The following is a 25223-nucleotide window of genomic DNA, read 5'->3' as shown; positions in this document are numbered from 1 at the left end:
TTTATTTTCTTTGAAATTTAATTATTTTACTCTGGGATTTAGAATTATCGGTTAAAATATTTTTTATAATGAATAAAGACAGTAGTACTTTTTCCGTCGAAAAAAAACAAGATCACCGAACGATTGCTAAAGAATTAGATTTATATATCCTTGACGAACAAGCCGGGCAAGGCTTGCCAATTTTGTTGCCTAATTGAGTAATTATTCGCCAGCAAATATCTGATTTTTTGCGAAAAAAACAACGAGAATTCGGTTTTCAAGAAGTAATTACCCCCATTTTAGGAAGTGAATACTTATACAAAACCAGCGGGCATTTGGACCACTATCAAGAATATATGTTTCCAGAAATCAGTCGCAATAATGAGACTTTTTATTTACGACCGATGACTTGCCCTCATCACTGTCTAATTTACCAGCAAAAGCCTCGTTCTTACCGAGACTTACCATTCCGTCTATGTGAAAATTCTCTCCTTTTTCGTTATGAGGCATCGGGGGCACTGAAAGGTTTAGAAAGACCCCGCTGATTTGAATTAACTGACCATCATATTTTTGTTTCCCCCGAACAATTGAAAGAAGAGTTAAAAAAAAATTATCTTTACATAGCCGAGGTTTTATCGGCCTTCAATTTTCCTATTTCACGCCTTGTTTGCGCTCTCCATGACCCCAACAATTCCGAAAAATATCACTCGGATAAAGAGTTATGAAAATATTCCGAAGACATTCTAATTAATGCTTTGAATGAGTTAAAATTAAATTACGTTATTCTCCGAGGTGAAGCGGCTTTTTATGGTCCAAAATTAGACTTGGAAATCACGGCCGCGGACGGCAAAAATATTACTATTTCCACTATCCAGTTAGATTTCATTCTACCCCAAAAATTCGGCTTAAATTATATCGATTCTGAACAAAATTTAAAAATTCCAGCCATTATTCACCAGTCGCCCATTGGCTCTTATCAAAGATTTATTGCTTTACTATTAGAGCAAACTGACGGCAAATTACCTTTTTGATTGGCACCCTGTCAAGTGGCTATTTTGCCTTTTAATGAAGAAAAAGAAATTAAAGATTATTGTGAAGAATTGGTCGGAAAATTAAAACAATCCGGTTTACGAGTAAAAATATTCACCAAAAAAAAATTAAAAGACCGAGTTCGGCAAATGTATCAAAAAAAAATTCCTTACTATTTAGTAATAGGTCAGGAGGAAGTAGAAGTCAAAAAAAATCCTAACCAAGAGACAAAAATAAAATTAATGCATACTTATGAAGGAGGAAAAGTAGAAGAATTAACCGAAAAAGAATTGTTTGAATTTCTAATTACTTTTAACAAATCAAAGAAAGAAAATAACTATGAATAACAACAATGAATTAATCCATTCTACTCTTGTGGATGCTATAGAATGGTTAGAAAAACATATTGAAAAAGCTGGCTATTTTTCTGATTGAGAATGGAGAAGGCAAATCCATACTATTTCTATCACCCGATCCGATATTGGTGATATGGATGCAAGCCAAGTAAGGCATCATTTTTTAGTAGTATTAAAAGCCCTCAAAGTAATGTTAGGATTTCGTGAAAATAAGTTTTTTGATAGAGAAGAATTAAAGACCAAATTTTTTCAATGAATAGCAGCGGTTAAAATTGATGTTGACAATTGTCCGGCCGATTTAGGGCTCCTTCTTTATCACTTTCACGAAGTTTTAGAAGGTCGCGGCCAGAATTTTTCCCAACAATTATCGAGAAAATCAGATGAAAATATTTCCAAAATGAGTAAAGAGGAGCGAGAAAAAGCGTGAGGTGAAACTATTTCTGCAGTCAAGGAGCAATATGAGAAAATAGAAAACGGAGAAACTGAGGAAAGACAAATTAATCCTAATGGTAATGCCGAGGAAGGCAAGAAAATTTTTGAAAAAGTTGTGACAAAAATTTCTAATTATGATTTGTTTCCCGAAAGCGAGGTTATTCCTGACGACAATAGTCCCGAAGCCCAAGTGGCGATTAAGGAATTAAAGGAACTATTAGAGAAAAAATGAACTGATAAAGAAGCAGAAGAAGGAGAAAACATAAATCAACTTGCCTTAAAATTACTGAAAAAAATAATTCAGGATTTAGAGGCATTTGAAAGTGATAAAACGGCTAATGGTGGTAAAAACAATTATGCTTGGTGTAAACTAGGAGCGGGCGGAAAATTGGCGGAATTAATTATAGAAAAATCGCACTTAGAAGGAAAACTTTCTCCTCCTTCTAGGTCAAACTCGCCAACTACACCCAACAATTCCTCACTTGTCTCAAAAATAGTAGTAATTTCACTGATTTTTCTTTTGATATTAGGAATTATAATTTATGTGTCAAAAGGGAAAAAGAAAGCGAAGTCTAAACGTTGAACCTCCAAGGAAACAAAAAAAAAAACTTAAAGAATAGTGCGATGTTAAAGTAATAATAAAAAGATGAGACGGAAAATTTTAATTGCGTAAAAATTAATATATTATGGATACTATTTTTGATATAACCAAACAATACTTTCGTACTGACTTGCCTACTTTACAAATCGGCGATAAAGTGGAAATTACTACTAAAAATTTTAATAAAAATGAAAAAAGTTCAAAAGACGAAAAGCCAAAATATCGTCTGACCCATTTCAAAGGCACCGTAATCGCTCAAAAAAATCCGGGGCAAATCGGTTATACTTTTTCCGTATTGAAGGATAGCAAAGGGAGCGATAAGTTGGCTGTCCGAAGCGTTTTTTCTTATCATTCTCCTTTCATAGTAAGCATTAAAAAAATCGGCAAAATTAATCAAAAAGTTCGCCGTGCTAAGTTATATTTTTTAGAAAGAGAATTAGCCAAAAAGAAAGATAATGAATAATAGCAAAAAAAAAAAAAAAAAAACGGGGTTTGGTTAGTTGGTTTAATTAGTGGGATAATTGGCCTGGTAATGGTCGTTTTTTTAATTAAAAATACTTCTTCGCCCGCAGAGAATAAGGATAGACAACCAATCAAAACTCCTCCCATTTCCCCTCCCGTTTATCCCGAGGAGCAAGATGATTGTCCTTATAATGAAAAGAGTTTGAGTGAAATTTCTCCAGATTATAGTGGTATGAGGGCTGATAAAGAGGAATTAGAAAAATGACGACTAATTCCCCGTGATTACATAGTTAAATTATGAAAAAAAGGTTATCATTGGTATGACATCATTCAATTATGAGAGTGAAAATTGACTGACTGGGATATTCCTGATTTAAAGGCTGAAAAGAGAGTGGGAGTAATGAACTGCTTAGCAGTTACTTTAAATTGATGAGAGGAAGATAAGACGGAAGAAAATCTTTGGGTAGGTTTGACCCATAATGTTGTTGTTATGGCTCAAAAAATCGTTGACGGCGGGCCGAAAGTAGAAGTTGATAGAAATCAAAAACACGATTTGCCTATGCAACCCGACAGCGCCAAAGAAAACTTAAAATATACTAAAATGATAGTTGATTTGGTTGGCGAACAAAATATTAATCTCGCCCAATACGAAATATTTATTCTGAATAGTCTGGGAGCGGACCGGTTTAGAAAAGAAAGAGAAATTGCCTGGGGAAAAATTGGTGGAAAATCGGCGGGCAGCGCTCTTTATTTGGCAGTATTAAGCGCCTTAACCAAAAAACCTATTTCCGCCCAAGTAGTCGCCACCGGGGCCATCGCTGAAGAAGCCATCAAAGGAAAAATTAACGGCCAGGAAATTACTTTGGATAAAGGAACTAATTTGCCAATTAAAGGTTTAAGGGAGAAAATGAAGGCTAGCAATGAAAAAGGAATTAATCACTTGGTGCTTTCATTTTATCAGTCTTCGCCTAATCTTTTGCTAGAATACTACGAAGCAAAATGAAGAGGGGCATATACAGGCAGCGGTCAGAAAATAATAGAACCAGAAAAATGAGTATTGGCCGAAGATTATCAAAATGTAGTCGCCCCTGAAATAAAAGCCAAAATGACGACTCACTTTGCAGAAAATACCCACGAGTTAGGGGAATTATTTTTGACGGGAAAATTATCTTAATCGAAAAAAATTTGTCAACTAGAAAAAAAAGTTATTTAATAGGACCGATTTCTTTGCCGAGGACAATAGGAAAATAAAAAATTAAACTATAATGAAAAAAATTTTGGAATTTAGAGGAGTGGAAGTGGGTGCGGCTCGGGACGTTTTTCGTGAAGCGGCTCGTTTAAAGTTGCTGGAAGACGACGAAGTCTGATTTACTTATATCCAAAAAAGGAATATTACAGTACATGCTTATCAACCGGAAATTCTAAATGATCTATTTTCCAATACTGCCAAAGAATTTTTAAAAAATTTAGATTATTTGTTAAACCAGATAGAAAAAGAAGCCCCTAAATATGCTACAAATAGAAACTAAACATTGAGAAATTATTCATTCAATACTATCCCGATATCCTTATAAATTTTATGCTTACGGCTCCCGAGTTAAAAACCAAGCCAAAAAATATTCGGATTTAGACCTTTGCTTTTATGAAGAAATACCTTGGAATATTCTCAGCCATATCCAAGAAGATTTTGAAGAATCTGATTTGCCTTTTAAAGTGGAATTAGTGGCTTGGAAATGAATGAGCCCAGAATTTCAAAAATTGATTAAGTTGGATTTGGTGCCATTAGTCAAATAAATAAGTTAATATCTAAAATAAATATAATAAATATTAATGTATGTCAAAAATTACCAAACAAGAATTCGAAAATTGAAGTCAAGATTTTAGCAAAAAAATGGCTAATTTCATTGTGGTGTTCTCATCACAAATTTCGGAAACTGAAAAAGAACAACTAATAGAAACGCGAGCCCTTATACAGGTTGCAGTTGAAGCGGGAAACACTTTTGCGGTTGCTTCTTTTTTAAAGATGGTGGAAAATTGAACTACTGGGGTCCAAAACAAAGTCTATTCTGACACCGGTGGTTTAACATTGCGACAGTGGCTAGACAATTTAAAAAACCGGCTAAAGGAACACGCCGAAGTGGGAGGTTATTATAAACCAAACCAGCCGATGGATTTACCTTCCTTAAAAGAGAGGTGAAAAAAATTGTTTAAGTTATGAAAAGACGACGAACAAAGAGTAAAAGTTATCCCTTATCTGAGTGATGAGGACCGTGAATTTGTCGTAGAGGTAGTTTTTTTTGTGAATAAGGGGAAGGAAATAATAGGATCTAATACCGACGAAAAAGCAGAAGGGGAGATGGTGGAAGAATATTTCTTTTTAGTGGAAGATTTATGTGGCCGGGTCGAAGCCGCCCAAAAAAAATTAGAGCAAGCAGAGAGAGAGAGAGAGAGAGAGAGACGATCCCAACCATTCTCCTACAATCCCCAACTCTCGCCGACCCGCTAATGATAGTTTAATAAATAAATTAGAAGCTGAAAAAGGCCAACTTCAAACCAAAATTGAAGAATTGGAGCAAAAATTATCTAATCAACAATTTAACGAAGATGAACGAAAAATTAAAGAAAAAGAATTAGAGGTTAATCGCCAACTACTGGCTGAAAAAGATAGAGAATTAGATAAATTACGTGGTAGCCGGCCCACAAATCCCCAACAAGCAAAAAATAATAATGGCTTAAAATGGGCGATTGGTTTGGGGATTGTAGCAGTGGTTATTTCTTTATTGTGTTTTATTCTCTTGTTGAAAAAAAGAAAAGATTAGCAAAAACAAACATAATTTTTGCCGAAAGCCAAAAATAAACCTAATATTTAAGAAAGCAACAATCAAAGATTATCCTTTTCAATTAGACAAAGATATGAAAATACTGTTAATAGAAAATTAATCCGGCAAGCAAAGATTAAGAAAATAAAATTATTAGAAATTCCAATGCAAAAAAAAGAATTACAGAAATTAGCCCAAAAGGTTCAATTAGAGATAAAAGAGGAGGAATTACAAAATTATTTAGACGTTTTTAAGCATTTAGAAAAATTATTGACCGACTTCCAAAAAGTTAAAGTAGGAAAAAAAGCTAAGCCTCTGAAAAGAATTAATGTCGGCTATTTAACTTTGCGAGATTTAGAAAAATTAAAAAAAGGTTTTTCCCAATCCCGAATTAGCCAACAAGACCAAAAGAAAAATTCTCTAATTACGGACAACGGTTCGGTATTGTTTAAGAAATAGCCCCGGCTTAATTAACTTTCCCCCTTTTTAGTCTCCTCCTGCTAACTATTAAGACTACCCCCATCCCGACAACAATTAGCAGCAAGAATAAAACAAGAATAATGGGCCAAGGAGAACTAGCAGGTTTATTAGAGACGCTTTTATTATCATTTTTCTCTTGTAATAGGCTTTGTCGCATAATCGCTTCCCGCATTTTGCGAGCAAAATTTGCGATTTCTTGGCTATCGGTCAATTTTGCCAAATATTCCTGTCAACTTTCTTCGTTTCCTCACGAGCTTTTGTCTAAGCGACTGAGTTCTATCTGGTGTTTTTGTAGTAATTCCTGGATTTCATTTTGAGTTGCTTGTTTAGCCTCATCCAAGGGAAGATTAGCAACTCTTTGGTTATTTTTATTATTCTGCTGAATAATGGCGATTTTGATTCTCTTAACAAATTTTTGTATTTTTTCATTGTCGGTTAGGTTTTCCAGATATCTTTCTCAGTTTTCCACACTTTCTCACAGCCTGGTATCTAGTTGGGAGGCTTGAACTCCGTGGCGGTCAAATAGAGAGTTTCGATTTCCTTTTTGGCTTTAATTTTGGCTTCGTCCAAAGGAAGATGAGACAGTTCCTCAATATTTTCCTGAGATTCTTTGTTATTTTCTACAGTAGGGTTCTCTGGCTTATCTACTGGGGAGTTAGGTCTGGGTTGTTCAGGCTGAGGAGTTTCTCCAGTTGGTTTGGGCTGATTAGTTTGATTAATTATGGTCTCCAATTTTGCTAGGGCGGCTTTTTTGGCAGTTAGTCAATTTCGGTAATTATCTATCTGAGTCTTATTTCTGGCCTCTATTTGTTGGTTATCCGCGTGGCGGGCTGGATTTTCTAATTTCTCCCCAAGATTTAAAGTTGGTTGGTTTTCATCATTAATTATGGCTAATTTTTCCCTAATTTCTCTTTCTTTGTCCTTTCCTAAGGACATTAAAATGGCATGTTTTTCCGCACCTTGGGAGACAATTTCGTCATTTTCTTCTTCCAATTTGCTTTTTAATTCTATTAGTTTAATGTTGTAATCAATTATTTCTTCCTCGTCATAGTCATTGTTGTTATTATTTTGGTTTCCATTTCCCTGAGGAGGTGGTTGATTAGTGCCAAATGTTCTGTGATAGTTACAAATACCATCTACTACTGTTGTATTTCACCTTACATCATATTTTTGGTCAAACATTTCTCCTAATCTCACATCTTCATCCGTTTGATAGCGACCGTCAATAGGAACATATTTTTTGACATAATTGTTACTACAACCCCTGATTTTACAAGCAGTAGGAATTAAATTTTTTAGTTCTTCATACTGTTCCTCAGTAAGAGAATTAGGATGAATGAAATTTCCGTTCCTGTTTCCTATTCTCCTGGTAGTTGCTCCAAAGTTGCCTCCGGAACTTCGCGGATCAAATCTATCAATATAGGGGCTTCATCATGACCTTACCCCTTCATCTCCTGCTGAAGTATTCTCATGAACTTCGTGACCTAATAAAAAATCCTCTGGGTGATTATTGAGATAATTTTTGATGGCTTGAAAAATATCGGGGAATATTTGTGAAAATTAGGCGAATGTTAACTCTATTGTTTGGGCTTCTCCAACATTAATAAACCTTTTTACATCGTCAATAGTTAACGAAAAATCGTCATTTATTCAATTGATAATTTCTTCTTTATTCATTTTAGTCTATATTCTATTTGAGTTTCTAATAATTATCGTATTTTAACTTTGAAGCACAATCTCTAATTGAATTCATATACTTTTCGTTTCTTGTATAGATAACTAGATTAAGAAGAACAAAATTAGAAATTTTGTCTTTAAGAAGAGAATTGGTGAACCAATCATCTTTCGCCCTCTGCTTAATTCTTTATGGTAAGAATTTGAAGATAGGAGTCTTCTTGCTGGGCTGGATAAATTTTACCACGAAGCCTTTCTCCAACCTGGGAGCCGACCTTCGTAAACCCATTCGCGAAAATGGATACGACAAAGTTTATAATCACTAAAAACTGATCTAGAACGACCGCAGACCAGGCACCTTGTATACTTTCGGGTTGAATATTTGGGAATCTTTTGGCTTTTAACCATTAAGGCTTTAGTTGTCATTACTTATATTTAATTATTTTAAAGTTTTTGTTTTTCATTACAGAGCAATTTGTCTTACTCGTCAATCACTTCTTTTTCTTTGGCAGTAAGTTTATTTTTTTCTAGGAGGATTTTTTTTTCCAACCTTTTTCTTTCTTCCTCTTTTTGCTCGTCTAGTGAGAGCATTATTAAAGATTTTTGCAATTTTTCTCCGGTTTTTTCCAATTGAATACTCAATTCTCCTTTCAATTTTCTCACTCTTTCCAGCCGCGACAGCGGACTAGGTTTTTTGACTAAACCAAGTTTTTGGCCGAGACGACGCCAGAAACCATCATTTTCTGGTCGTTCTACTTGGTCGCCTTCAGGCAACAATTCCAATTCACGTTCTCTTTGCTCCAATCGGTTTATTCTGGCAGTCAAACTGGCTATTTGCCCCTGAATTTCTGTAATCATTTGTCGGTCGCGAGCGATTTTTTCTTTGTTCCTTTTTTCCTCCTCTTGGCGCATTTTTTCTCGGTTCTTATATTCCTTACAATAGTTTAGCAAACACTCTTGAGAGCAAAAAGCGGCTCCTTCGACAATTTCAATTCCTAGAGTATTTTGCTCCTCCACTTTCAATTTGTAGGGAAAATCGGTGGCGATACTGATATCACAAAAATAACAGTAACCAATTTTGACTGCCTTTTTACGAAGAGGAGTAACAATCATTTTCTTTTTTTCCTTTTGGCGGAGAATAGTTTCTTTTTCTTCTCGCAATTTTTTTATTAATAAATGATACTCCTGGATTAAATTGTCTTTTTCCTCGTGTAGCACCACTTCATTAAGCGAAAAGCGCACCCCTTCCAATTTTTCTAAAAGTTCCTCCACTTTCCTGATAATATTTTTGGTATATTCTAATAGCCCACTCCACACTTTTTCCTTTTCCTCCGTGCTAAGATTGGTTTTAGTCAAAGTAAAGAGAGAGAGATTGATTTTTTTTACCAACACTTGATAGTCATTTTCGAACACATTTAATTGTTCTCGAGCCAATTGGATAACTGAATAATTCATAATAATAGTATTATAATTATATTTTTATTTTTTTAACAACATCTCTACACCACTTTTTTGTCCTTTGCCTATATTGTAATTTTATAATGTTATTAGAAACATTAGGCCCGCTTTATTTTTTTTCTTATTAGCGCCTTCTTGATTCCCACAGCAACAATTATTGTTACTACTCCAATCACTCCCACCACAGTCAAGATTTTGACCGGACTAATATCGGACTTATTATTATTCACTGCTGGTTCATTATTGCTATTACCATTTTGTTGTTCCAAACTAGACAATTCATTAATAGCCTGTTCTATCCTTTCTTTTAGCAGTTGATAAGCCTCGGTATTTTGTTCTTTTTCTTTAAGTAGTTGGGATAGGGTGTCAGGATTGAATTGATTATCCTTAATTAAGAATTCTGCTTCAATGACTAATTTTAATAATGCTTCGGATTGTTCTTTTTGTTCGGGGGTGGTTGAATTAGAATTGTTTTCAATAGTGGATTTATCTTTGTCGTTATTGTAGTTTTCTTGAATAGTTTCAGGAGAAGGGAGAGGACTATTAGTTGGCTGTTCTGGTTCTTGATTAGGAATGGGATTGGATTGGTTTGGGGTGTTGTTAATGGGAGTGGAGTTAGGGTTTTCTTGTTCGGCTTGCTGGTTGGTCTGAATGTCGGGTTCGGTTTTTGGTTGTTTTGGCACTTGGCTATTATTTAAATATTTTTCACATCATTCCTTAAATTCTTTATCTCTTTTTTCTTTCTCTTTCTGCTTTTCTCTATAGTTCCTTCAAATGTTTTCTCGGTAGCCTATTTCTCCTATTATCTTATAATATGAATCGTAGCCAAATAACCTTGATCACCCCAAACTATTTATCTCTATTTCAGTTTTCTTGCTTTTAAAATTTATTAAATTGACTCCTCCAAAAACTAACTCTCAGTCATTTATATTGTTTAAAATATTATTGGCCATTTTCTCTTTAATTTCTACAACTCCCTCCGGAGTTAAGGCTTTTTTGCCAATGTAGCAAAAAATATTGTCTTCACCGTCTTCTCCCAACAATTCTGGGTTAATATTAAACAAGTTGCCATTAGCGTCAATAGTATATTTGTCCAAGTTAGCCAAAATATAATTTTTATTGGCTTCTTTTTGTTCGGGAGTTAGATTAGGAGTTGTTGCCATGATTTTTGTAGTATTCGTAAATGAGATTTTTAAAAGCCTCTTTAAAAAAACGAGACTTATCATTTAAACCATCTGTAATTAATTCTATTCCTTGGCATCTCCCAAGGAAGTGTCTTTGGAAATGAACTTTAAAAGCAAAACCACCCATTATTGATAAATGGTTAGGTTCATTTCCTCATTCTGTTATATTATCACTTATCCACTTATCCCACCAACCTTTTTCTCGGTCTAATTCTCGTTGAATATTTTCTAATTCTTGTCGGGCTGGTCTTTGGCTGTAATCATTTTCTCACTCGTCGAGAGCAATTCTAGGGCGGCTATCGCGTTCTGTTTCCACTTCTTTTACTCTATCCTCAAGTCTGCTTATCTCACCATCTTTTTGATTTAATTCTTGATGGAGAGTACCAATAGTATTATTAGCAAGCGTTAATTGTTGATTTAAATCCTCTATCTGTCGCTCCTTTTCAATCAATTCAGCCCTTAATCTTACCATTTGGACTTTCAATTCTTTAATTGCTCCTGATTTCTTTTTACTTCTAAATAGAGAGCCTAAAAACTTGCTTTGAAGACGACCGAGCCTAGTTTTTAAATTGCCTAACTCTCCTTGAATTCTGTCTCTTTCTTGTTGCAGGTCAGTAATTTCTCTTGTTAAATTATTCCTTTGATTAATTAGATTGTTTGCTTCTTGGGTTTTGTTAGTTAACAAACCCCGTAAAAAGGATAAACCGTCAGTTAATTCACTAATTCTTTTGCTTTTTTGCTTATTTTTGAGTAAAAAGTTTATTAGATTTCTTTTTAAATTTTGTTGAATATTATCTCGTTCTCTAATTAATTCAGTTATTTGGTTGTAATTCCTTACTATTATCCTCAGATTTAGATTCTAAATATTTGTTGCGTCAAGTGTTTTTTAATTTTTCCAACTCTAACAATTTTGCTTCCAATTCAGCCACCTCCTCTTGTAAACCAATAATAGTTTGCTGATTCAAATTATCCTCTTGTTGTAATTGATTAATTTGGTTTAATATTTGTTGACCGGTTAAATTAGTTTGGGTTTCTTGGTCTTTACTAGAAAGTTTATCGATAATTATTTCTTTCTTGTTTTCAATAGTTAGACCACCACAAATGGGTTGTCTTTCTAATATTTGGGGGGAAATATAAACTGAATGGGTAATATCCTCTCCCAGGGGCAAATCTAATTCTTTCATTAACTCGTGTGGGATATCTAATTGGATCCATTTTTCCTCATAAGTAAAACCAAATCTTTCACACAAGGGCTTATCTTTTCATTTTGGATTAGTGGAGCCACAATAATTTCCTGTTTCACTTTCTAATTTAAGAAAATTGTCTGGTATAGGAGTTTTGGTTTTTAAAATGTCCTTACTTTTTAAATCAGTTTGGATTAGTTTTTGTTCGGCATAAATGGGAACATTGTTTTTGTTTATGAATGTGTGTGTCATGATATTGTTTGTTCTTTATATATTATTCATTACATAGATATAGAGTTCACTCTATATTATAATTTTATAGAGTTTGATTGGAAAAAACACAATTTGTATAATTTCTTTACTCAGATTGAAAATCTTTTTTGGTTAAATTACTAATAGAAGTTTTGATTAATAATACTTTTTCGTGGTGTTTGATAGTGGGATAAAAAGGGGCAACCGCAATTATTTTGTTATTTTTTTTTATTATATTACGGAGAATGTTCGGGTTGTCGTCTATCACCACCTCACAATCAGGCACATTTTTTTCAATTCATTCTCCTTTTGTTTGTCCTTGGCCCTCGCTCTCAAATCCCAACAGATTCAACGAACAATTAGAAAATCTACCAAAAGTTTCCTTGAATATTTTTTTCTTGCGGGGGTCCCCGTCTGAGAAAACCCTTTTGTCATAAGCCGATAGGAAAACCACCTCCACTTTATTTTCTTTAACTAATTTTAATAATCCCTTAGCCAGAGTAAGAAAAGGAGAATATTCGTAAAAATCGGGTTCATTTTTTATTTTGTCAATTTTGTCTTTGACTTTTTTTGGACCAAGAGCCATGCCTATGCAGCCTCTGATTGTGCTTTTTTCAGTATAGATAGAATGGCTGCCATAATCCGAAAAATAGATTGGAGAATTGGGCCAGAAATCCCGAAAAAATTCCTCAAATGTGGTTCCATTAGGTTTTCACCAGGGCGTGTCATAGTATGCCCCTTCTCGTTCGGATAATTCGTAATATACTTTGGGTTCAAGAGGTTGAATTACTTCGTCTCAATCACAGACCACTTTTAATTTTTTGGGAGTATTTTTAAAATGGCTATAAAGACAATTAATTACCCCTTTTCTTTCGGTTTCCTCTTGATTTTTTTTCTCTTTTTTGTTCTCCTCTTGTATTCACCTTTTTTCTGCCATATAATACAATTTTAGAGATTAAATGTTAGTAGTTTTTGTCTTATTTATTATGTTTAATATCCACACAAATTTGACCTTCTATTTTGCGTTTTAGTCTACGTTTTTGGACAACTTTTAAAATATTAATATATGCCCGTTGAAAGAACTCTTTCCATCATCAAACCTGATATAATTAAAAAAAATCAAATTGGAGAAATTATTAATTTTCTAGAAAAAAAAGGATTAAGAGTAGTCGGAATGAAAATGTTTCGCTTAACTCCAAAATTGGCTGAAACTTTTTATCAGGAGCATAGTACTAAACCGTTTTTTAAAGGGATGACCGAATTTATGTGTAGTTCGCCCATAGTGGCAATTTGCTTGGAAGGAGAAAATGCTATCCAATTTAATCGCAAAATTATGGGTGCTACTAATCCCCATGAAGCCCAAGTTGGAACCATCCGAAAAATCTACGGAGCTGGTATTGATGCTAACGCTATTCACGGCTCCGACAGTCCGCAAGCCGCAGAAAGAGAAATAAACTTTTTTTTTAAAAAAGAGGAGATTTTTTCTTGATAATAAAAAATCTGACCATTGCTAATTTTCTGGAGGTTATTTTTTCGAAACAAATGGGTTGTCTTTAATGTAAAATCTTCATAAACGATTTTTGTCATCTCCAGCATAATCAATATTTACTCTTTTGGTGGCAATAATTTGGTCTGGAGTAATTTCAGGAGAATTTTCTAAATAAATTAAATTGCTAGTAGTTAGATCAGTGTGGTTAAGGCTTATATCAATATTCAAGGCTCGACATAATTTGCCCGGCCCATTAGTATGATAGTAAACTTTTTTTCCATTTTGGTGGGAACTAACCGGGATAGTATGACTTTCCAACGGCTCGACTGCTCGGATTAAAACTCCTTGTGGATCACCCTTGATTGAGGAGGCAATATTAAAACAATAATAAGTGTTGTAAATAAGATAAATGTAAGCATGGCCGCCGCGATTGTATAAGGCGGCGGCTTTTCATTTTGATTTATTTTCTTGGTGAGCGTGGCAAGCTCGGTCAATTTTTCCGATGTAGGCTTCGGTTTCGACAATCCTGACTTTGATAATTTGGTTGTTAACTTTTCGCACCAATATTTTGCCGAGTAATTTTTGGGCTAATTCGACTGCATCAACAGTGAAAAAATTGGGGTCGGTAATATGCAAATTTCCGCAAGTTCTTTTCATAACTTTTTTTAAGAGTTTTCTTCAAAAATCTTTAAAGACTAGAAATGATTTTTTAGATATTGACTTAACAAATTAAAAACCTCTTGAGGTTCATTCTCGCTTTTTTTGACCGTGTATCGATAATCATTATTAGAACTTACTGGCGCATTGTGTGGTATTTCTCGATAATCTTCAAGTTGGTACTTATCTATCAATTCTGCATTAAAGTTATCATTAGTTAATTTATTTAGAAAAATTCTAATACAATTTTGGCGAGGAAGTAAAGATAGAAAAGGCTCAGAATTTTTCAAGTACTTTATCCATTTATGATTCTTACTTTTGCCAAATAATTCATACATCATAGAAAACTCTTTTTCGAGAAAATTATTGATTTTTAAAACTATTTTTTTTATTTCTCTGGGAACCTCTAATTCATTGAGAAAATTGTTTATATTTTCCTTTTGATGAACTTTATCTATATTTTCTGTTTCTTGTGAAGGTTGCTCAGCAAATTCATCTAATTTTTCATTTATTCTAAAAAGATTGCCGCTTGTAATTAATTTTGTTCCTTTGTTTTGCAATTCATTTATGTATAAATACTCATTAAAACCGTCGCTATACAGTTCAATTTTTATTGGAATAATTATTTTCTTTTCTTCCGATGAAATTCCGGTAATTTGTCTTTCAAAAAAAGAAGGAGAAAGGCAGATCATTTTTATTTTTGATTTAAAGTTTTTTCGTTCCACTTCTCAGTTTAATCCTCTTTTTTTTAATTTTTTGTTCACTAATTCTTTTAAGTCTCCTCGCGCATCGCCATTTCATTCATGAACAAGTCCATTAAAATAAGTTCGAGCCTGGTCAATGTGGTCTTTTTTTCTTCCTTTTTTATACTCAAAAACGACAAGAAATTTTTCTTTAATGTGGAAAGCAACAGCATCCACAATTTGTTCTTTGTCTTGCAAATTGTCTCAAAAACTAAATTTAGGAAGAACGAAAATTAAATCAGGGAAAATGTTTTTCATGTTTTCTTCCTCATTTAAAATTTCTTCGACATATTTTTCTAGTTTTTCTTCCTCGATCTTCACCATCTTTAACTTTTGAAGAATTACTTTTTTTTGATTCATGAGACAATATTAAAATTTTAAATAATTTCTTTACTTTTCAACTGCGGAAAGAATACTATTTTGACCGGTAAATAACATTATCAATCTATCTATCCCAATTCCTAAGCCTCCGGCTGGGGGCATACCATATTCTAAGGCTTCTAAAAATTCCTTATCAAAACTGGCAATTTCTTCATTCCCTAATTCTTTTTATTTAGTTTGTTCTTCAAATCTTTCTTTACTCATTATTATGTAAAATTTTATTGTCTTTCTATGACTCAAAAATGATTGATAATTGATGGCAACAATCTTCTCTACTCCTCCTACCACGTGTCCCAAAAAATGGCCTGGAAAATAACGAATGGCACCATTTTTTTCTTTTTACGAGTGCTGATTAGCGTTCTTAAAAAAGGCAATTATCAAAAATTATTGGTAGTTTTTGATGGAGGCGGCGTCAATTTCCGGAAAAATCTGCTCCCTCACTATAAAGCCCAGCGCGAAGAAATGCCGGTCGAATTATGAGAACAAATGAACGAACTTCAAGCATTATTGAAAAAAACCAATATTAATTTCATTCAATTGATAGATTGCGAGGCCGACGATTTAATCGCTTCTTTTATTCAACAAAAAACCCCAAACGCCGACACAATTTTCGACATTTTTACCCGCGATAAGGATCTGCTACAATTACTCGATAAAAATATTAATATTTTGAAATATATTGACGGAAAAGCGACACTTTATACTTGCGAAAATTTTTGTCAAGAATATAATTTTAGGCCCAATAATTATGTGGACTATTTGAGTCTATTGGGAGATAATGTTGACAATATCGAGGGAGTAAAAGGAATTGGACCAGTAAGTGCTAAAAAATTAATTCAACAATTTCAAACAGTTGAGAATGTTTACCAACAAATAGATAATTTGCCTGAAAATACCAAAAAATTATTAACCGATAAGGAAAAAGTGGTTTATCTTAACAAGAGAATTATCAGTTTAGAAAAAAATATTGATTTGTCAGGTGAAAAAATTCCTGAATGTGATTTTAATTGAGAGGAATGGAAAAATAATCCCGAATTACAAAAATTTTGTATGGATAATAAGTTTAGAAGTATTTTAAAATTACTTGACAAGTAAATGTTTCACAAACCAGACAAAAAACATTTTCAGACTAAAATAAGTTATGGAATGTCTATTTTGTAAAATTGTTAAAAAAGAAACACCGGCCTATATTATTGCTGAAAATGAAGTAATTTTGGCTATTTTGGATGCTTATCCTGCCAGTGACGGTCATGTATTGTTAATTACTAAAAAACATTTTCCGAATATTGCCGAAATTGACGAGCAAAGTTGAAAATATTTGTTGCCTCTAATGAAAAAAATTATTAATAAATTAAAAAATACCAACTTGCCAACTCTCCCCCAAGGGTTTAATATTATTAGTAATATGAATGAAATTGCTTCTCAGAGCATTTTCCATTTTCATCTCCACATTGTCCCCAAGTATGAGAAAAATAAAGGTTTTATTTGAACCACCAAACCCGAATTGAAATACGATTTGAATCAGGTAGCCGAGAAATTAAAATAATAATATAATGGTTAAAATTCGTTTAAGCCTCAAAGGTCGTAAAGGTCAACGCTCATTTTGAGTAATTGCTATTGACGAAAGAGAGCCCCGCGATAGCGGCAACTATTTGGAGTATTTAGGTTGTTATGACCCTCGTAGTAAAGAAATAAAATTAGATAAAGATAACATTAAAAAGTGGTTATCACAAGGGGCCCAACCTACGGATACAGTTAAAAGTTTATTCGAAAAATATCTTTAAAAATTTTTTCTCGGTGGTTTGTAGTATAAAAAAAAGCAAATTGCAATTTCAAAAAATGCTTGGTTTGCTCGTTAACGTCTTTGTCTTCGCCGGCGAACAATTATTAGTAAAGTGATTAACGACAGTAGAGAAATGCCTAATATAATTGTTGGTAATACTCAGTCGCTTTCGGGGTTTTTTTGATTTGAAGTTGTAGTTTTTTTAGCCAGCATCTTTTGCAAAATTGTTTGTTGCACTTTATTAGCAAATTCAGCCACCTTTTGCGAAGTATCTAAATTTTTTAAATAATCTTTTCAATCGCTTTTCCCGAGCCAGTCTTCTTGATTTAATTCGTGGTCGGAAATATCATTGTCTTTTAGCAATTTTTCAATTTTCTGTCGGGCACGGGCTTGGGCTTGCAAAAGGGGAAGATTAGCAATTTCTTGAATGTTTTTAGGCAGGTTATTATCAGATTTTCCATCTTGGTCGGGGTTGCTATCGGAACTATTGTCGGAATTAGACTCCGAGTGGTCGTCCAAATCACTATCGTTTGTTTCATTTCCCTCCTCTTCCCCATTCTCGCTTGTTGGACCATTAGTCTGCTGTGTTTCGCTATTATTCTCTGGCTTTTCTTGGTTTTTATTGCCTCACTCAGTGCGGCATTTTGGTGAGCAAAATTTTTCCTCCCTACCGGTAAAAGAATAAATGGTATAGAAGCCTTTCTCATCAAGGCGAAATTTTTCTCCACAATGGTCGCAATTTGGTAGACTATCGGTGTCAAACTTGCCCGGATTTTTTTCTAGTTTTTGTCGGCAATTAGAAGAACAAAAAACTTTTCCCTTAGTCATTCCTCAACCTTTTTCCTTTCAAATTCCTTGACGAAGTTCATTTTCTTTCAGCCTTTCTATCTTGCCACAATTATCACAAACATTAAAACAGTCATAACATTTTTTCGAACAAAAGAAAAAACCTTTTCCTTTAAATTTTTCAAATCGGGTGGCAAAGTCATACTTTTTGCCACAACGGTCACACTCTTCTTCCGGTGGTGGCTGTTGTCCTCTGCCGCCGCTAGGGTTGGGAGTGTTTTTGCCGGTTAAAATGTCGTAGGCTTCTTGGACTAAATTACGATTTCTCTCTACTGTTTCAAAAACCTTTTTGCACTCGTTTGAATGGAATCATCTTTCTCCTCCATCTCTAGGAACAAGACCGCATTTTCCGTTGGAACAAGACTTCCCTTGTTTAGTATTTTGTTTTCACTTGTCAATGGACCACTTCAAAATTAACTTGTGATAAGCCTTTTTAATTTCGGATTGACTAGCCCCAGAACTAACTCCTAAAATTTTACATGATTGCGAGTAGTTTGTTACTAATGCTGCCATAATGAATATTTATTAATTTTGTAATTTACTGATTGATTTCATTCGGCCGCTACTCTTTTTGGGGCTTGATATCTAACTGTTTTTTTTTTTTTTTTTTGCGATTGGTGTCATGATATGTTTATTTTATTCTTTTGCGAGCAAAAATAATAGCAATAAGCAAGCAAAGTGCTACAAATGAGGCCTATCGTTCAAGTAAAAGGATAATCGTTTGGTTTATATCACCTTTTTTTAGTTTCAGTTGAGGTGGGGTTTGATTTGTTGGGAGAATTATCAATAACCGGAAAGTCAGAATTTTTTAAGGCTGTTTCAATTTCAGTTCAATCTTGTTGGGCTTTTTTCCCACCAAACCCAATAATTCCTTCTTTTCAATGTTTCCGTCCGGAGCGGTTAACGACTACTGTTGTTTCACCCTCTTTAGCGACTTTTCAATCACTTTTATTCTCTTTTATTTCGTTAATTAATGCTGTTCTTATCTCTTGAAAGTCGTCTCCCTTTTGAAATTGGTCGAGATCAATCTTTTTTCCTTCTACTTCTATTTTTCGAACCTCTTCTCATTTTGGTTCGGTTTTTCATTTAGGATTGGTTTCGTCGTCTTGATAAGTCCGGAAATAGTAGTCAGTGGCATTCTGATAACTACGATTTTTTAGCAGTTCAGTATTCGCCAAATCGCCCATAGGGTCTAAACATATTTTATCCAAATTACGAAGAATTTTTTCTTTTTGTGAGATTGTCATAATATTGTATTAATAAGTTTTTTTCTAAAGTGCGGGTCAAGCAAAGTAATAAAAAATAAATATATTTTTCTGCAGACAAAGTAGATTAATTTATTAGAAAAAAAGTAGTATTCCAGTATGGCTAAAAAAAAGAATAAAATACAAAAGTGTTCTCAAACGCAAAACATTTCCGGAGGGCAGTTATCCCATTATCCCTCTTTTTTCTCCTTCCGATTATTATTCAGAACCATTTCTTGAACATTTTTTGCTATTTTTTTCACTATTTTAGGAAAAAAATGCCTGGAAACCGATATTTTAGGAAAGATTCATCATTTTCTCTGGGGAAACGAAAGAAGTTTTAATCAATATTTTTTAGGTACTGATAAGATAGCAGAAAAGTCTAAAATCCTTAACTATGCTATTTTTTTCTTGGTGGCAATAATTGTTTTAAATATTCTGGTTCTCGCAATCAACCGATACTTATGAAAAAAAGATAAGTACATTGAAAATAATAATTTTTACCTCCATAATAAATTTATATTTATTATTAATAGTCTAGTTCACATTGCTAGTGCTTGTTTGTTAACGGCCTCTTTTGTTAGTGCCACTACTGTCATTTTGGCTTTGCTGTTTATTACCTATAATAGTTGAGAACCATTTCCCCGAACAAAGCACTCTAAAATCCCCCACCTAGAAAAATTTTTTTCTTGGCAAAATCGGTATGTCCGAAAGATATTAATTTATTCAACCATTATTATTTTTGTGGTCCCTTTTATTATAGGTCGTATACAAACATTTCATACCAATGCCCTCACAGGCTCGCCGGAAGGATTTTCTAAACTTTATCAAGACTTAATTAATAGTTCATCAACCGCCAAAATTATTATGGGATTAATAACCCAAACCAATTTCAGTATTTTCCACTGATTCGTTTTGTTATGGTTCGTCAAGGGCACAATTGGCAATCGCTGAAAAGATTTTACTGATTTCTGAGTCCAAGTGAATGGTATTACTCCACGAGTAACTGATTTTAAACATTATTACTACTACCAAGAAAGTTGAGCCCAGGCCAATAATAAGCATATTAATTTGGGAGATTACAGTTATTTAGAGAACAGTCCTAATTTTCTAAAAAATGAATGTTTAGAAAGTGATCTAGAAATTGACGATTTTGCTCGTCAGAATCAAAAAGTTGTTAAGTACATTGAGTTTTGTGAAAAGAAAATAAAAGAACCCGCAAAAAGGAATTTTCTTAATTATTGCTTGTTTAATGAATTCGGCTCTTGAGACGATTGTTTACGAACTAAAAGATTAATTGAGGCGGCTCGGAAATAGTAATATTGTTAATAATTAAACTAGATTTACAATTTTTTAATAAGATCTCCCTAAATAAACCCTGTTCTGGGCTGCCGACTGGCAAAAAAGACATTTATGCGATGTATCCACTTTTTTCTCTCCCGCAATACAACGGATGCTATACGAAGGCGCTTTTTCCTTAATCTTCAATTCACAATCTAAATTATTACAAAAAGGAACCAAAAATAAGCCCTTGCTTCCATCTTTTATTTTTTTCTCTAATTCGGTAAAGTTGGCAACAGAAAAAATGTGTTTGTTGCGAAATTCCACACTTTTTTGATAGAGATTTTTTTGTAATTCTTGGGCTTCTCGGCTGATAATCCCAAAAATTTTTCCGGTCCTCTGACCTTGCCTAAATGAGTTAACTATTTTTACTTTTTCGAACTCTTTTTTGTTTTCTCGGCTAATCTCGCTCAATTCCTTACAGTATTTTTCAGCGGCCGTAATGTATTTTTTTTCCAACTCATTCTCTTCCAATTTGATAGTAATTTTTCTTTCCACATCGTCCCTCCTTATCAGAGTAATTTCTTGATGTTCTAATTCCTGTTTGCCGATAATCATTTTGAACGGACAGCCCTCTTGGTCGGCTTGGAGCACATTTGCATTAACTTGCTTATTTTTATTATACAACTGACAACGATAATGACGACTTAATAAACCATAAATCTCTTGATAGTAATTAATTAATTCTGGGCTTTCCCCAATAAGAATAAATGCAATTTGAACGGGGGCAATCTCAAAAGGCAAAATTAAACCTCACTGGTCGGCATGGGCTTTAACCAGAGCACCAATGGCTCTAGTAGAAGTGCCTCAGGAAGTAGAAAAAGGATGTTGCATTTGGTTGTCTTTGTTTTGAAACTTAACCTCCATTAAACGGCAAAAATTATCCCCAAAATAATGACTAGTGGCTAATTGTAAGCATTGACCGTCTGGTAGTAAACATTCCACTGTATAGGTTTCCAGAGCACCAGCAAATTTTTCCCCGGCCGTTTTTTGCCCGACGATTATTCCCAAACAAAGTATGTTTTCGGCGTAATCTTGATAATCGGACAAAACATTTAAGGTAAATTGACGAGCCTCTTGGATGCTAGCATGGAGAGTGTGTCCTTCTTGTCATAAAAATTCCGTATTCCGAAAAAAAGGAGTAGTATTTTTTTCGGCACGAAAGACCGAACATCATTGATTATACAAGAGAGGCAATTGCCGATAACTGTGGAGGATTTGCCGATATCAATCGTAAAACATTACTTCGCTGGTAGGTCGCAAAACTAGTGGGGTTTCTAGTTTTTTGTTCCCAATTTTTTCCACGTAAAAGCATTCAGGGCTAAATCCGGTCACATGTTCTTTCTCTTTTTCCAGTAAATCCAAAGGGATTAGGGTCGGTAAAAGTACATTTTGAACGCCGCGGGCTGCAAATTTTTTGTCAAGAGTGTTTTGGATATTTTTTCACAAAGCGTAGCCATGTGGGGGAAAAATGAAACTTCCTTTGGTGGCTCCGTAAAAAAATAGGTTCCCCTCAATCAAAAGTCGGTTATATTTATCTACTTTTTCTTTATCCATAAAATCGCTAATTTTACTGCTCGTCTTCTTTATCTTTGGTTGGTGGAGTTGGTTTGGGAGTTGGGGATTGTTTTTTTCTCTGAACATCTTTCATAACTATATCTTTAATTCGTCTTTGCATTTCTTTTTCTAATTCAGTCTCATAATCGCGGCTGTCTGGAATGATTTCTTGGACGTTTTTTCCACTTTTGGTGGCTAAACAAGTTCCAATATATTTTTCTAAATCTCGCAAAGTAAAGCCAGTATTAATTTCACCGGCTGGTATTTTATAGGCCCAGTCCCCTATTCTTCCTTTTTTCGCTTGCGAATATTCGGCTCTTTTGGCCTTGGTAATTCGACGCACTTCTGATCAAAAATCATTAGGTCATTTGATTATTAAATTTTCCTCATTCCTTTCTTTATTTCATTTATCCTTATTATCCAAAAGTTTATAGCCCCGCTCACTTTTAATTTCCTTTTCCAAAAAGTCGAACAATTTATCCATTTCCTCGTCCGTTGGATATCCCACTTCAATTTTTCGGCCAAACCGACCAGCCCGCACTAATGCGTCGTCCAAGGCTTCTGGATAATTAGTTATCCCAATTACAATGATATTTAACTTTTCTCGGTTTATATCGTCAAACATGGTTAACAAACCATTTACTTCATCCCGGCTAGAGGAATTATTGGCATTAATATCTTTTATCCCCACTGAGTCCAGTTCGTCAATTACCATTACTACTGGTTTAATTTTTTCTTTAATTCCTAATCTTTTTTGGCGGTTCTCTTCAACCTTTAATATTCGTCGGGCCTCTTTTAAAGCCGCTTCTTGCTTGGCGATACTGGAACCTTTTCAGAGAACTGTATCAAATTTCACGAAAGCGTATCGCAAGGCCTCATTTTCACAAAAATCTCGAGCCAAGTAAGATTTTCCGGTACCGGGTGGACCGCTAATTAAAACGTGTTTGTCAACTTCCGGGCCTTCTTTAGCAAAATAATTAGGAAGATATTTGAAAGAATTAATTCAAATTTCCACCTCTTTACGAACATCATCTTTAACAATACGCTCTTGGATTCAATTTTCATTTTTTTGGGCCGGGTCGGGCTTAACAAAATTAGAACTGTATTCATGGCGGCGTTCTTGTCGACTAGAACCATCCTCATCATCCGAATTTTCTTGATTATTGACAGTTTCTGATTGCCTTTTTAATTTTCTCAATTCGCTATTAGTGTGAGAATTACTAATTAAAATGATTAAAGTAGTGAAAAAAAAACTTCCGCCCACTAGATAGTAAAGTTTATATTTTTCTCAGTGGGTTTTTTCTTCCGGAATGTTGTCATTACTCTCTTTTTTTTGGTGGATTGGTTGAGGGTGAGTATTTTCGTTTTCTACTTCCATATAACTCTATTTTACTATATATATTAGCATTAATAAAAAATACCGGAAAAAAATGAAAATGTTTTAGTAATGGAACAAGAAAACTAAGGAGAAAATTATCAAGCACAGACAAACTTTTTCAGGCTAAAATCTTTATTAATGATAAATTGCCAAAGGGGGGTCAAACATCTCCGTTAAAAAACCAAAAAAGTATGAAAATCGAATCAGCCGAGAATATTAAAAAAAGAATTGCCGAAAAGGACGAGGAAATCAGAAAAATATGGGAAGAATTGCGGGCTGAAAAAGAGAAACCTCGTGAAGAGATTATTGCCGAACTAAAAGGCATTAAACGCACCACCGGCCAACATCCAGGCGGTCTCTTGATTACTTTGCCAGACACGGACATTCAAAAATACACTCCCTTGAATTATCCGGCCGACAACCGCCAGTCTGAATGAATGACGACTCATTTTGAATATAGTTTTTTGTCGGAAATATTTCTCAAAGTTGATATTTTGGGCCATGACGAGCCGACTGTTCTACAAAAATTATTTCAATTGACCGGTGTTGACCCCAGCAAAATTTCTTTTCATGATGAAAAAATAATGTCGCTGTTTACTAACGCTGACACTCTAGGAATACCCGAATTTGGCACCGATTTTGTCAAAAGAAATTTGTTAACTCCCCTCAAACCAACTAAATTCTCCCAGCTAGTACAAATTTCCGGTTTCTCACACGGCACTAATGTTTGAACTCAAAATCAACACGCTATTTACAAGAGCGGTCAATTATCTCTCGACCAATTAATCGCCTGTCGGGAAGATATTTGAAATTTTTTGGTCTTCTGAGGAGTAGAAAATAAAAACGCTTTCATTGCTACTGAATATATTCGTAAAGGCAAATGGGAAAAATTGCCTGACAATATCAAAGAGGAAATGAAAAGTAGATTGAGTGATAGAGAAGGAGAATTATATTTTTCTATATTAAGTAAAATAAAGTATATTTTTCCTAAACCCCACGCTATTGCTTACACTATGACGGGCTGACGCACAGCCTATTATAAAGTCTACCACCCCCAAGAATTTTATTCGGTTCTTTTAACCTATCACACTGCCGTTTACGACATTTGGTTAATGACTTTGGATCCGGTCGCTATCACTTTTCGTTTAAACAGTCTGCTCGGCAGTTTGTCTAGTTATAAAAATAGCGAAAAGGAATTATTATCAATTATTAAAGTTTTCGAGGAGTTGAATAAAGAAAAAAAGCGAATGGAGAAAACAACTAGGGACCTAAAATCTTTCGGGGACACTTGGAACAGGATGGATATTACTAAGATTTTAGCCGACGTTCAGGAAAAAATAAATACTTCGGGGGGCAAAAAGTTTGTTGAAAACTTGCGAAAAAATGGTCGAACTTGAAAATTGACAGCCAAGGAAAAGGATTTATTATTTACTCTAAAAGTAGTCCTGGAAATGGAAATGAAAGGCTTAAAATTTGCCCGGGGTTTAGATTTTAATAACTCTGAAATCAAAGACTTCAAAATCGAGAACAATACCATTTACTTTCCCTTTACGGCTATTGCTGGGATTGGAGAAAAAGTAACTGAGAAAATTATTGCTTATCGTCGAGAAAAAGGACCCATTACTAGCCAGTGAAAAGAGGAATTAAAAGGGTTGTTAAATATTAATCATATCCAACAATTAGAGAATTTAGAAAAACATAATTTGGTGATTAATTTGTAATATTTTTTTTATGCTATATTTACTAATGGCAGTCGGGACAAACCCCTTTTAATCCTTCTTTAAATGCTTCCGTCCCCACATGGGCATCTATTAATTAAAGGAAAATAAAGAACTTTGTCATCTCAAATCTCGTATTTTTCTAATTGCTGGGGTTTAATATTTTTATGACCCCC

29 protein-coding genes and 1 pseudogene are annotated in these 25223 nt (G+C 34.1%); 15 read left to right on the top strand and 15 right to left on the bottom strand.

The window, feature by feature from the left end; translation table 4 throughout:
- Window positions 1-68 precede the first annotated feature (68 nt).
- From thrS to DHMRE_RS02130, 9 genes are all read left to right on the top strand, one after another.
- Window positions 69-1355 (top strand): threonine--tRNA ligase, encoded by a 1287-nt coding sequence (gene thrS / locus DHMRE_RS02170; protein WP_322632069.1) that lies wholly within the window; start codon window positions 69-71, stop codon window positions 1353-1355.
- Complete coding sequence (locus DHMRE_RS02165) at window positions 1348-2409, top strand: hypothetical protein (RefSeq protein WP_322632068.1); 1062 nt, start codon at window positions 1348-1350, stop codon at window positions 2407-2409. The genes thrS and DHMRE_RS02165 overlap by 8 nt, the downstream gene beginning before the upstream one ends.
- Before the next feature lie 73 nt (window positions 2410-2482).
- Window positions 2483-2860: a 50S ribosomal protein L19 gene (locus DHMRE_RS02160; RefSeq protein WP_322632067.1), complete on the top strand. Its 378-nt coding sequence runs from the start codon at window positions 2483-2485 to the stop codon at window positions 2858-2860.
- Between the two features lie 69 nt (window positions 2861-2929).
- Window positions 2930-4033, top strand: a complete 1104-nt coding sequence (locus tag DHMRE_RS02155) for a S16 family serine protease (RefSeq protein WP_322632066.1) — start codon at window positions 2930-2932, stop codon at window positions 4031-4033.
- Window positions 4034-4124: 91 nt separating this feature from the next.
- Window positions 4125-4388, top strand: coding sequence for a nucleotidyltransferase substrate binding protein (locus DHMRE_RS02150; protein WP_322632065.1), 264 nt, complete (start codon window positions 4125-4127; stop codon window positions 4386-4388).
- Window positions 4369-4653, top strand: a complete 285-nt coding sequence (locus DHMRE_RS02145; RefSeq protein WP_322632064.1) for a nucleotidyltransferase family protein — start codon at window positions 4369-4371, stop codon at window positions 4651-4653. The genes DHMRE_RS02150 and DHMRE_RS02145 overlap by 20 nt, the downstream gene beginning before the upstream one ends.
- Window positions 4654-4693: 40 nt before the next feature.
- Window positions 4694-5365, top strand: a complete 672-nt coding sequence (locus DHMRE_RS02140; RefSeq protein WP_322632063.1) for a hypothetical protein — start codon at window positions 4694-4696, stop codon at window positions 5363-5365.
- Between the two features lie 61 nt (window positions 5366-5426).
- A complete protein-coding gene (locus DHMRE_RS02135) occupies window positions 5427-5678 on the top strand; it encodes a hypothetical protein (protein ID WP_322632062.1) in 252 nt (83 codons plus the stop codon).
- 165 nt (window positions 5679-5843) lie between these two features.
- Window positions 5844-6137, top strand: a complete 294-nt coding sequence (locus DHMRE_RS02130; protein ID WP_322632061.1) for a hypothetical protein — start codon at window positions 5844-5846, stop codon at window positions 6135-6137.
- Window positions 6138-6144: 7 nt separating this feature from the next.
- On the opposite strand, the gene DHMRE_RS02125 is transcribed toward DHMRE_RS02130, so the two are convergent.
- The 8 genes from DHMRE_RS02125 to DHMRE_RS02090 form a co-directional block, all read right to left on the bottom strand.
- The gene (locus DHMRE_RS02125) at window positions 6145-6627 is read right to left on the bottom strand and encodes a hypothetical protein (RefSeq protein ID WP_322632060.1); all 483 of its coding nucleotides are present in this window, start codon (window positions 6625-6627) and stop codon (window positions 6145-6147) included.
- 20 nt (window positions 6628-6647) lie between these two features.
- Window positions 6648-7340 (bottom strand): hypothetical protein, encoded by a 693-nt coding sequence (locus DHMRE_RS02120; RefSeq protein ID WP_322632059.1) that lies wholly within the window; start codon window positions 7338-7340, stop codon window positions 6648-6650.
- Window positions 7341-8072: 732 nt separating this feature from the next.
- Window positions 8073-8258, bottom strand: a complete 186-nt coding sequence (locus DHMRE_RS02115; RefSeq protein WP_322632058.1) for a type Z 30S ribosomal protein S14 — start codon at window positions 8256-8258, stop codon at window positions 8073-8075.
- Window positions 8259-8312: 54 nt separating this feature from the next.
- Entirely contained in the window at window positions 8313-9287 is a 975-nt protein-coding gene (locus tag DHMRE_RS02110; RefSeq protein ID WP_322632057.1) for a hypothetical protein, read from the bottom strand.
- Window positions 9288-9388: 101 nt separating this feature from the next.
- Window positions 9389-10453 (bottom strand): hypothetical protein, encoded by a 1065-nt coding sequence (locus DHMRE_RS02105; protein ID WP_322632056.1) that lies wholly within the window; start codon window positions 10451-10453, stop codon window positions 9389-9391.
- Window positions 10437-11159 carry a hypothetical protein gene (locus DHMRE_RS02100; protein ID WP_322632055.1) on the bottom strand — a complete coding sequence of 241 codons (723 nt, stop codon included), beginning with the start codon at window positions 11157-11159 and terminating at the stop codon, window positions 10437-10439. The genes DHMRE_RS02105 and DHMRE_RS02100 overlap by 17 nt, the downstream gene beginning before the upstream one ends.
- A 118-nt stretch (window positions 11160-11277) precedes the next feature.
- Window positions 11278-11910, bottom strand: coding sequence for a hypothetical protein (locus DHMRE_RS02095; protein WP_322632054.1), 633 nt, complete (start codon window positions 11908-11910; stop codon window positions 11278-11280).
- A gap of 106 nt (window positions 11911-12016) precedes the next feature.
- Window positions 12017-12847: a hypothetical protein gene (locus DHMRE_RS02090; protein WP_322632053.1), complete on the bottom strand. Its 831-nt coding sequence runs from the start codon at window positions 12845-12847 to the stop codon at window positions 12017-12019.
- A 129-nt stretch (window positions 12848-12976) separates the two neighbouring features.
- Between DHMRE_RS02090 and ndk the strand changes: the two genes are divergently transcribed.
- Window positions 12977-13402, top strand: coding sequence for a nucleoside-diphosphate kinase (gene ndk / locus DHMRE_RS02085; RefSeq protein ID WP_322632052.1), 426 nt, complete (start codon window positions 12977-12979; stop codon window positions 13400-13402).
- A gap of 33 nt (window positions 13403-13435) precedes the next feature.
- Here the strand turns inward: ndk and DHMRE_RS02080 are convergent, their stop codons facing one another.
- From DHMRE_RS02080 to DHMRE_RS02070, 3 genes and pseudogenes are all read right to left on the bottom strand, one after another.
- On the bottom strand, window positions 13436-14056 hold the full coding sequence (locus DHMRE_RS02080) for a DNA-3-methyladenine glycosylase (protein WP_322632051.1): 621 nt from the start codon (window positions 14054-14056) through the stop codon (window positions 13436-13438).
- A 38-nt stretch (window positions 14057-14094) separates the two neighbouring features.
- Entirely contained in the window at window positions 14095-15159 is a 1065-nt protein-coding gene (locus DHMRE_RS02075; RefSeq protein WP_322632050.1) for a hypothetical protein, read from the bottom strand.
- Window positions 15160-15189: 30 nt separating this feature from the next.
- Window positions 15190-15387, bottom strand: a pseudogene (locus DHMRE_RS02070) (amino acid--tRNA ligase-related protein); the annotation flags it as partial.
- Window positions 15388-15411: 24 nt separating this feature from the next.
- Here DHMRE_RS02070 and DHMRE_RS02065 point away from each other — a divergent pair.
- From DHMRE_RS02065 to rpsP, 3 genes are read left to right on the top strand one after another with little or no spacing between them, the layout of a single operon-like run.
- Window positions 15412-16275 (top strand): 5'-3' exonuclease, encoded by an 864-nt coding sequence (locus DHMRE_RS02065; protein ID WP_322632049.1) that lies wholly within the window; start codon window positions 15412-15414, stop codon window positions 16273-16275.
- A gap of 46 nt (window positions 16276-16321) precedes the next feature.
- Window positions 16322-16726: an HIT family protein gene (locus tag DHMRE_RS02060; RefSeq protein ID WP_322632048.1), complete on the top strand. Its 405-nt coding sequence runs from the start codon at window positions 16322-16324 to the stop codon at window positions 16724-16726.
- Window positions 16727-16733: 7 nt separating this feature from the next.
- A complete protein-coding gene (gene rpsP, locus DHMRE_RS02055) occupies window positions 16734-16964 on the top strand; it encodes a 30S ribosomal protein S16 (RefSeq protein ID WP_322632047.1) in 231 nt (76 codons plus the stop codon).
- Window positions 16965-17035: 71 nt separating this feature from the next.
- Here rpsP and DHMRE_RS02050 read toward each other — a convergent pair whose 3' ends face one another.
- A complete protein-coding gene (locus tag DHMRE_RS02050; RefSeq protein ID WP_322632046.1) occupies window positions 17036-18322 on the bottom strand; it encodes a hypothetical protein in 1287 nt (428 codons plus the stop codon).
- Window positions 18310-19056: a hypothetical protein gene (locus tag DHMRE_RS02045; protein WP_322632045.1), complete on the bottom strand. Its 747-nt coding sequence runs from the start codon at window positions 19054-19056 to the stop codon at window positions 18310-18312. Before DHMRE_RS02045 ends, DHMRE_RS02050 begins: the two co-directional genes overlap by 13 nt.
- 117 nt (window positions 19057-19173) lie before the next feature.
- On the opposite strand from DHMRE_RS02045, the gene DHMRE_RS02040 reads away from it, so the two are divergent.
- A complete protein-coding gene (locus tag DHMRE_RS02040) occupies window positions 19174-20370 on the top strand; it encodes a hypothetical protein (RefSeq protein ID WP_322632044.1) in 1197 nt (398 codons plus the stop codon).
- A gap of 36 nt (window positions 20371-20406) precedes the next feature.
- Here the strand turns inward: DHMRE_RS02040 and DHMRE_RS02035 are convergent, their stop codons facing one another.
- Both DHMRE_RS02035 and DHMRE_RS02030 read right to left on the bottom strand, forming a co-directional pair.
- Window positions 20407-22038, bottom strand: a complete 1632-nt coding sequence (locus DHMRE_RS02035; protein WP_322632043.1) for an aminoacyl--tRNA ligase-related protein — start codon at window positions 22036-22038, stop codon at window positions 20407-20409.
- Window positions 21965-23329, bottom strand: a complete 1365-nt coding sequence (locus DHMRE_RS02030) for an ATP-binding protein (protein ID WP_322632722.1) — start codon at window positions 23327-23329, stop codon at window positions 21965-21967. The genes DHMRE_RS02035 and DHMRE_RS02030 overlap by 74 nt, the downstream gene beginning before the upstream one ends.
- A gap of 191 nt (window positions 23330-23520) precedes the next feature.
- On the opposite strand from DHMRE_RS02030, the gene DHMRE_RS02025 reads away from it, so the two are divergent.
- Window positions 23521-25050, top strand: a complete 1530-nt coding sequence (locus tag DHMRE_RS02025; protein WP_322632721.1) for a hypothetical protein — start codon at window positions 23521-23523, stop codon at window positions 25048-25050.
- The last annotated feature ends 173 nt before the right edge of the window (window positions 25051-25223 follow it).

It is taken from the genome of endosymbiont DhMRE of Dentiscutata heterogama, assembly GCF_002888635.2.
Taxonomy (GTDB): domain Bacteria; phylum Bacillota_I; class Bacilli_A; order Mycoplasmatales; family CGIF01; genus CGIF01.
Note: the sequence above shows the minus strand (reverse complement) of the source record. Positions and strands in the feature narration are given on the sequence as shown.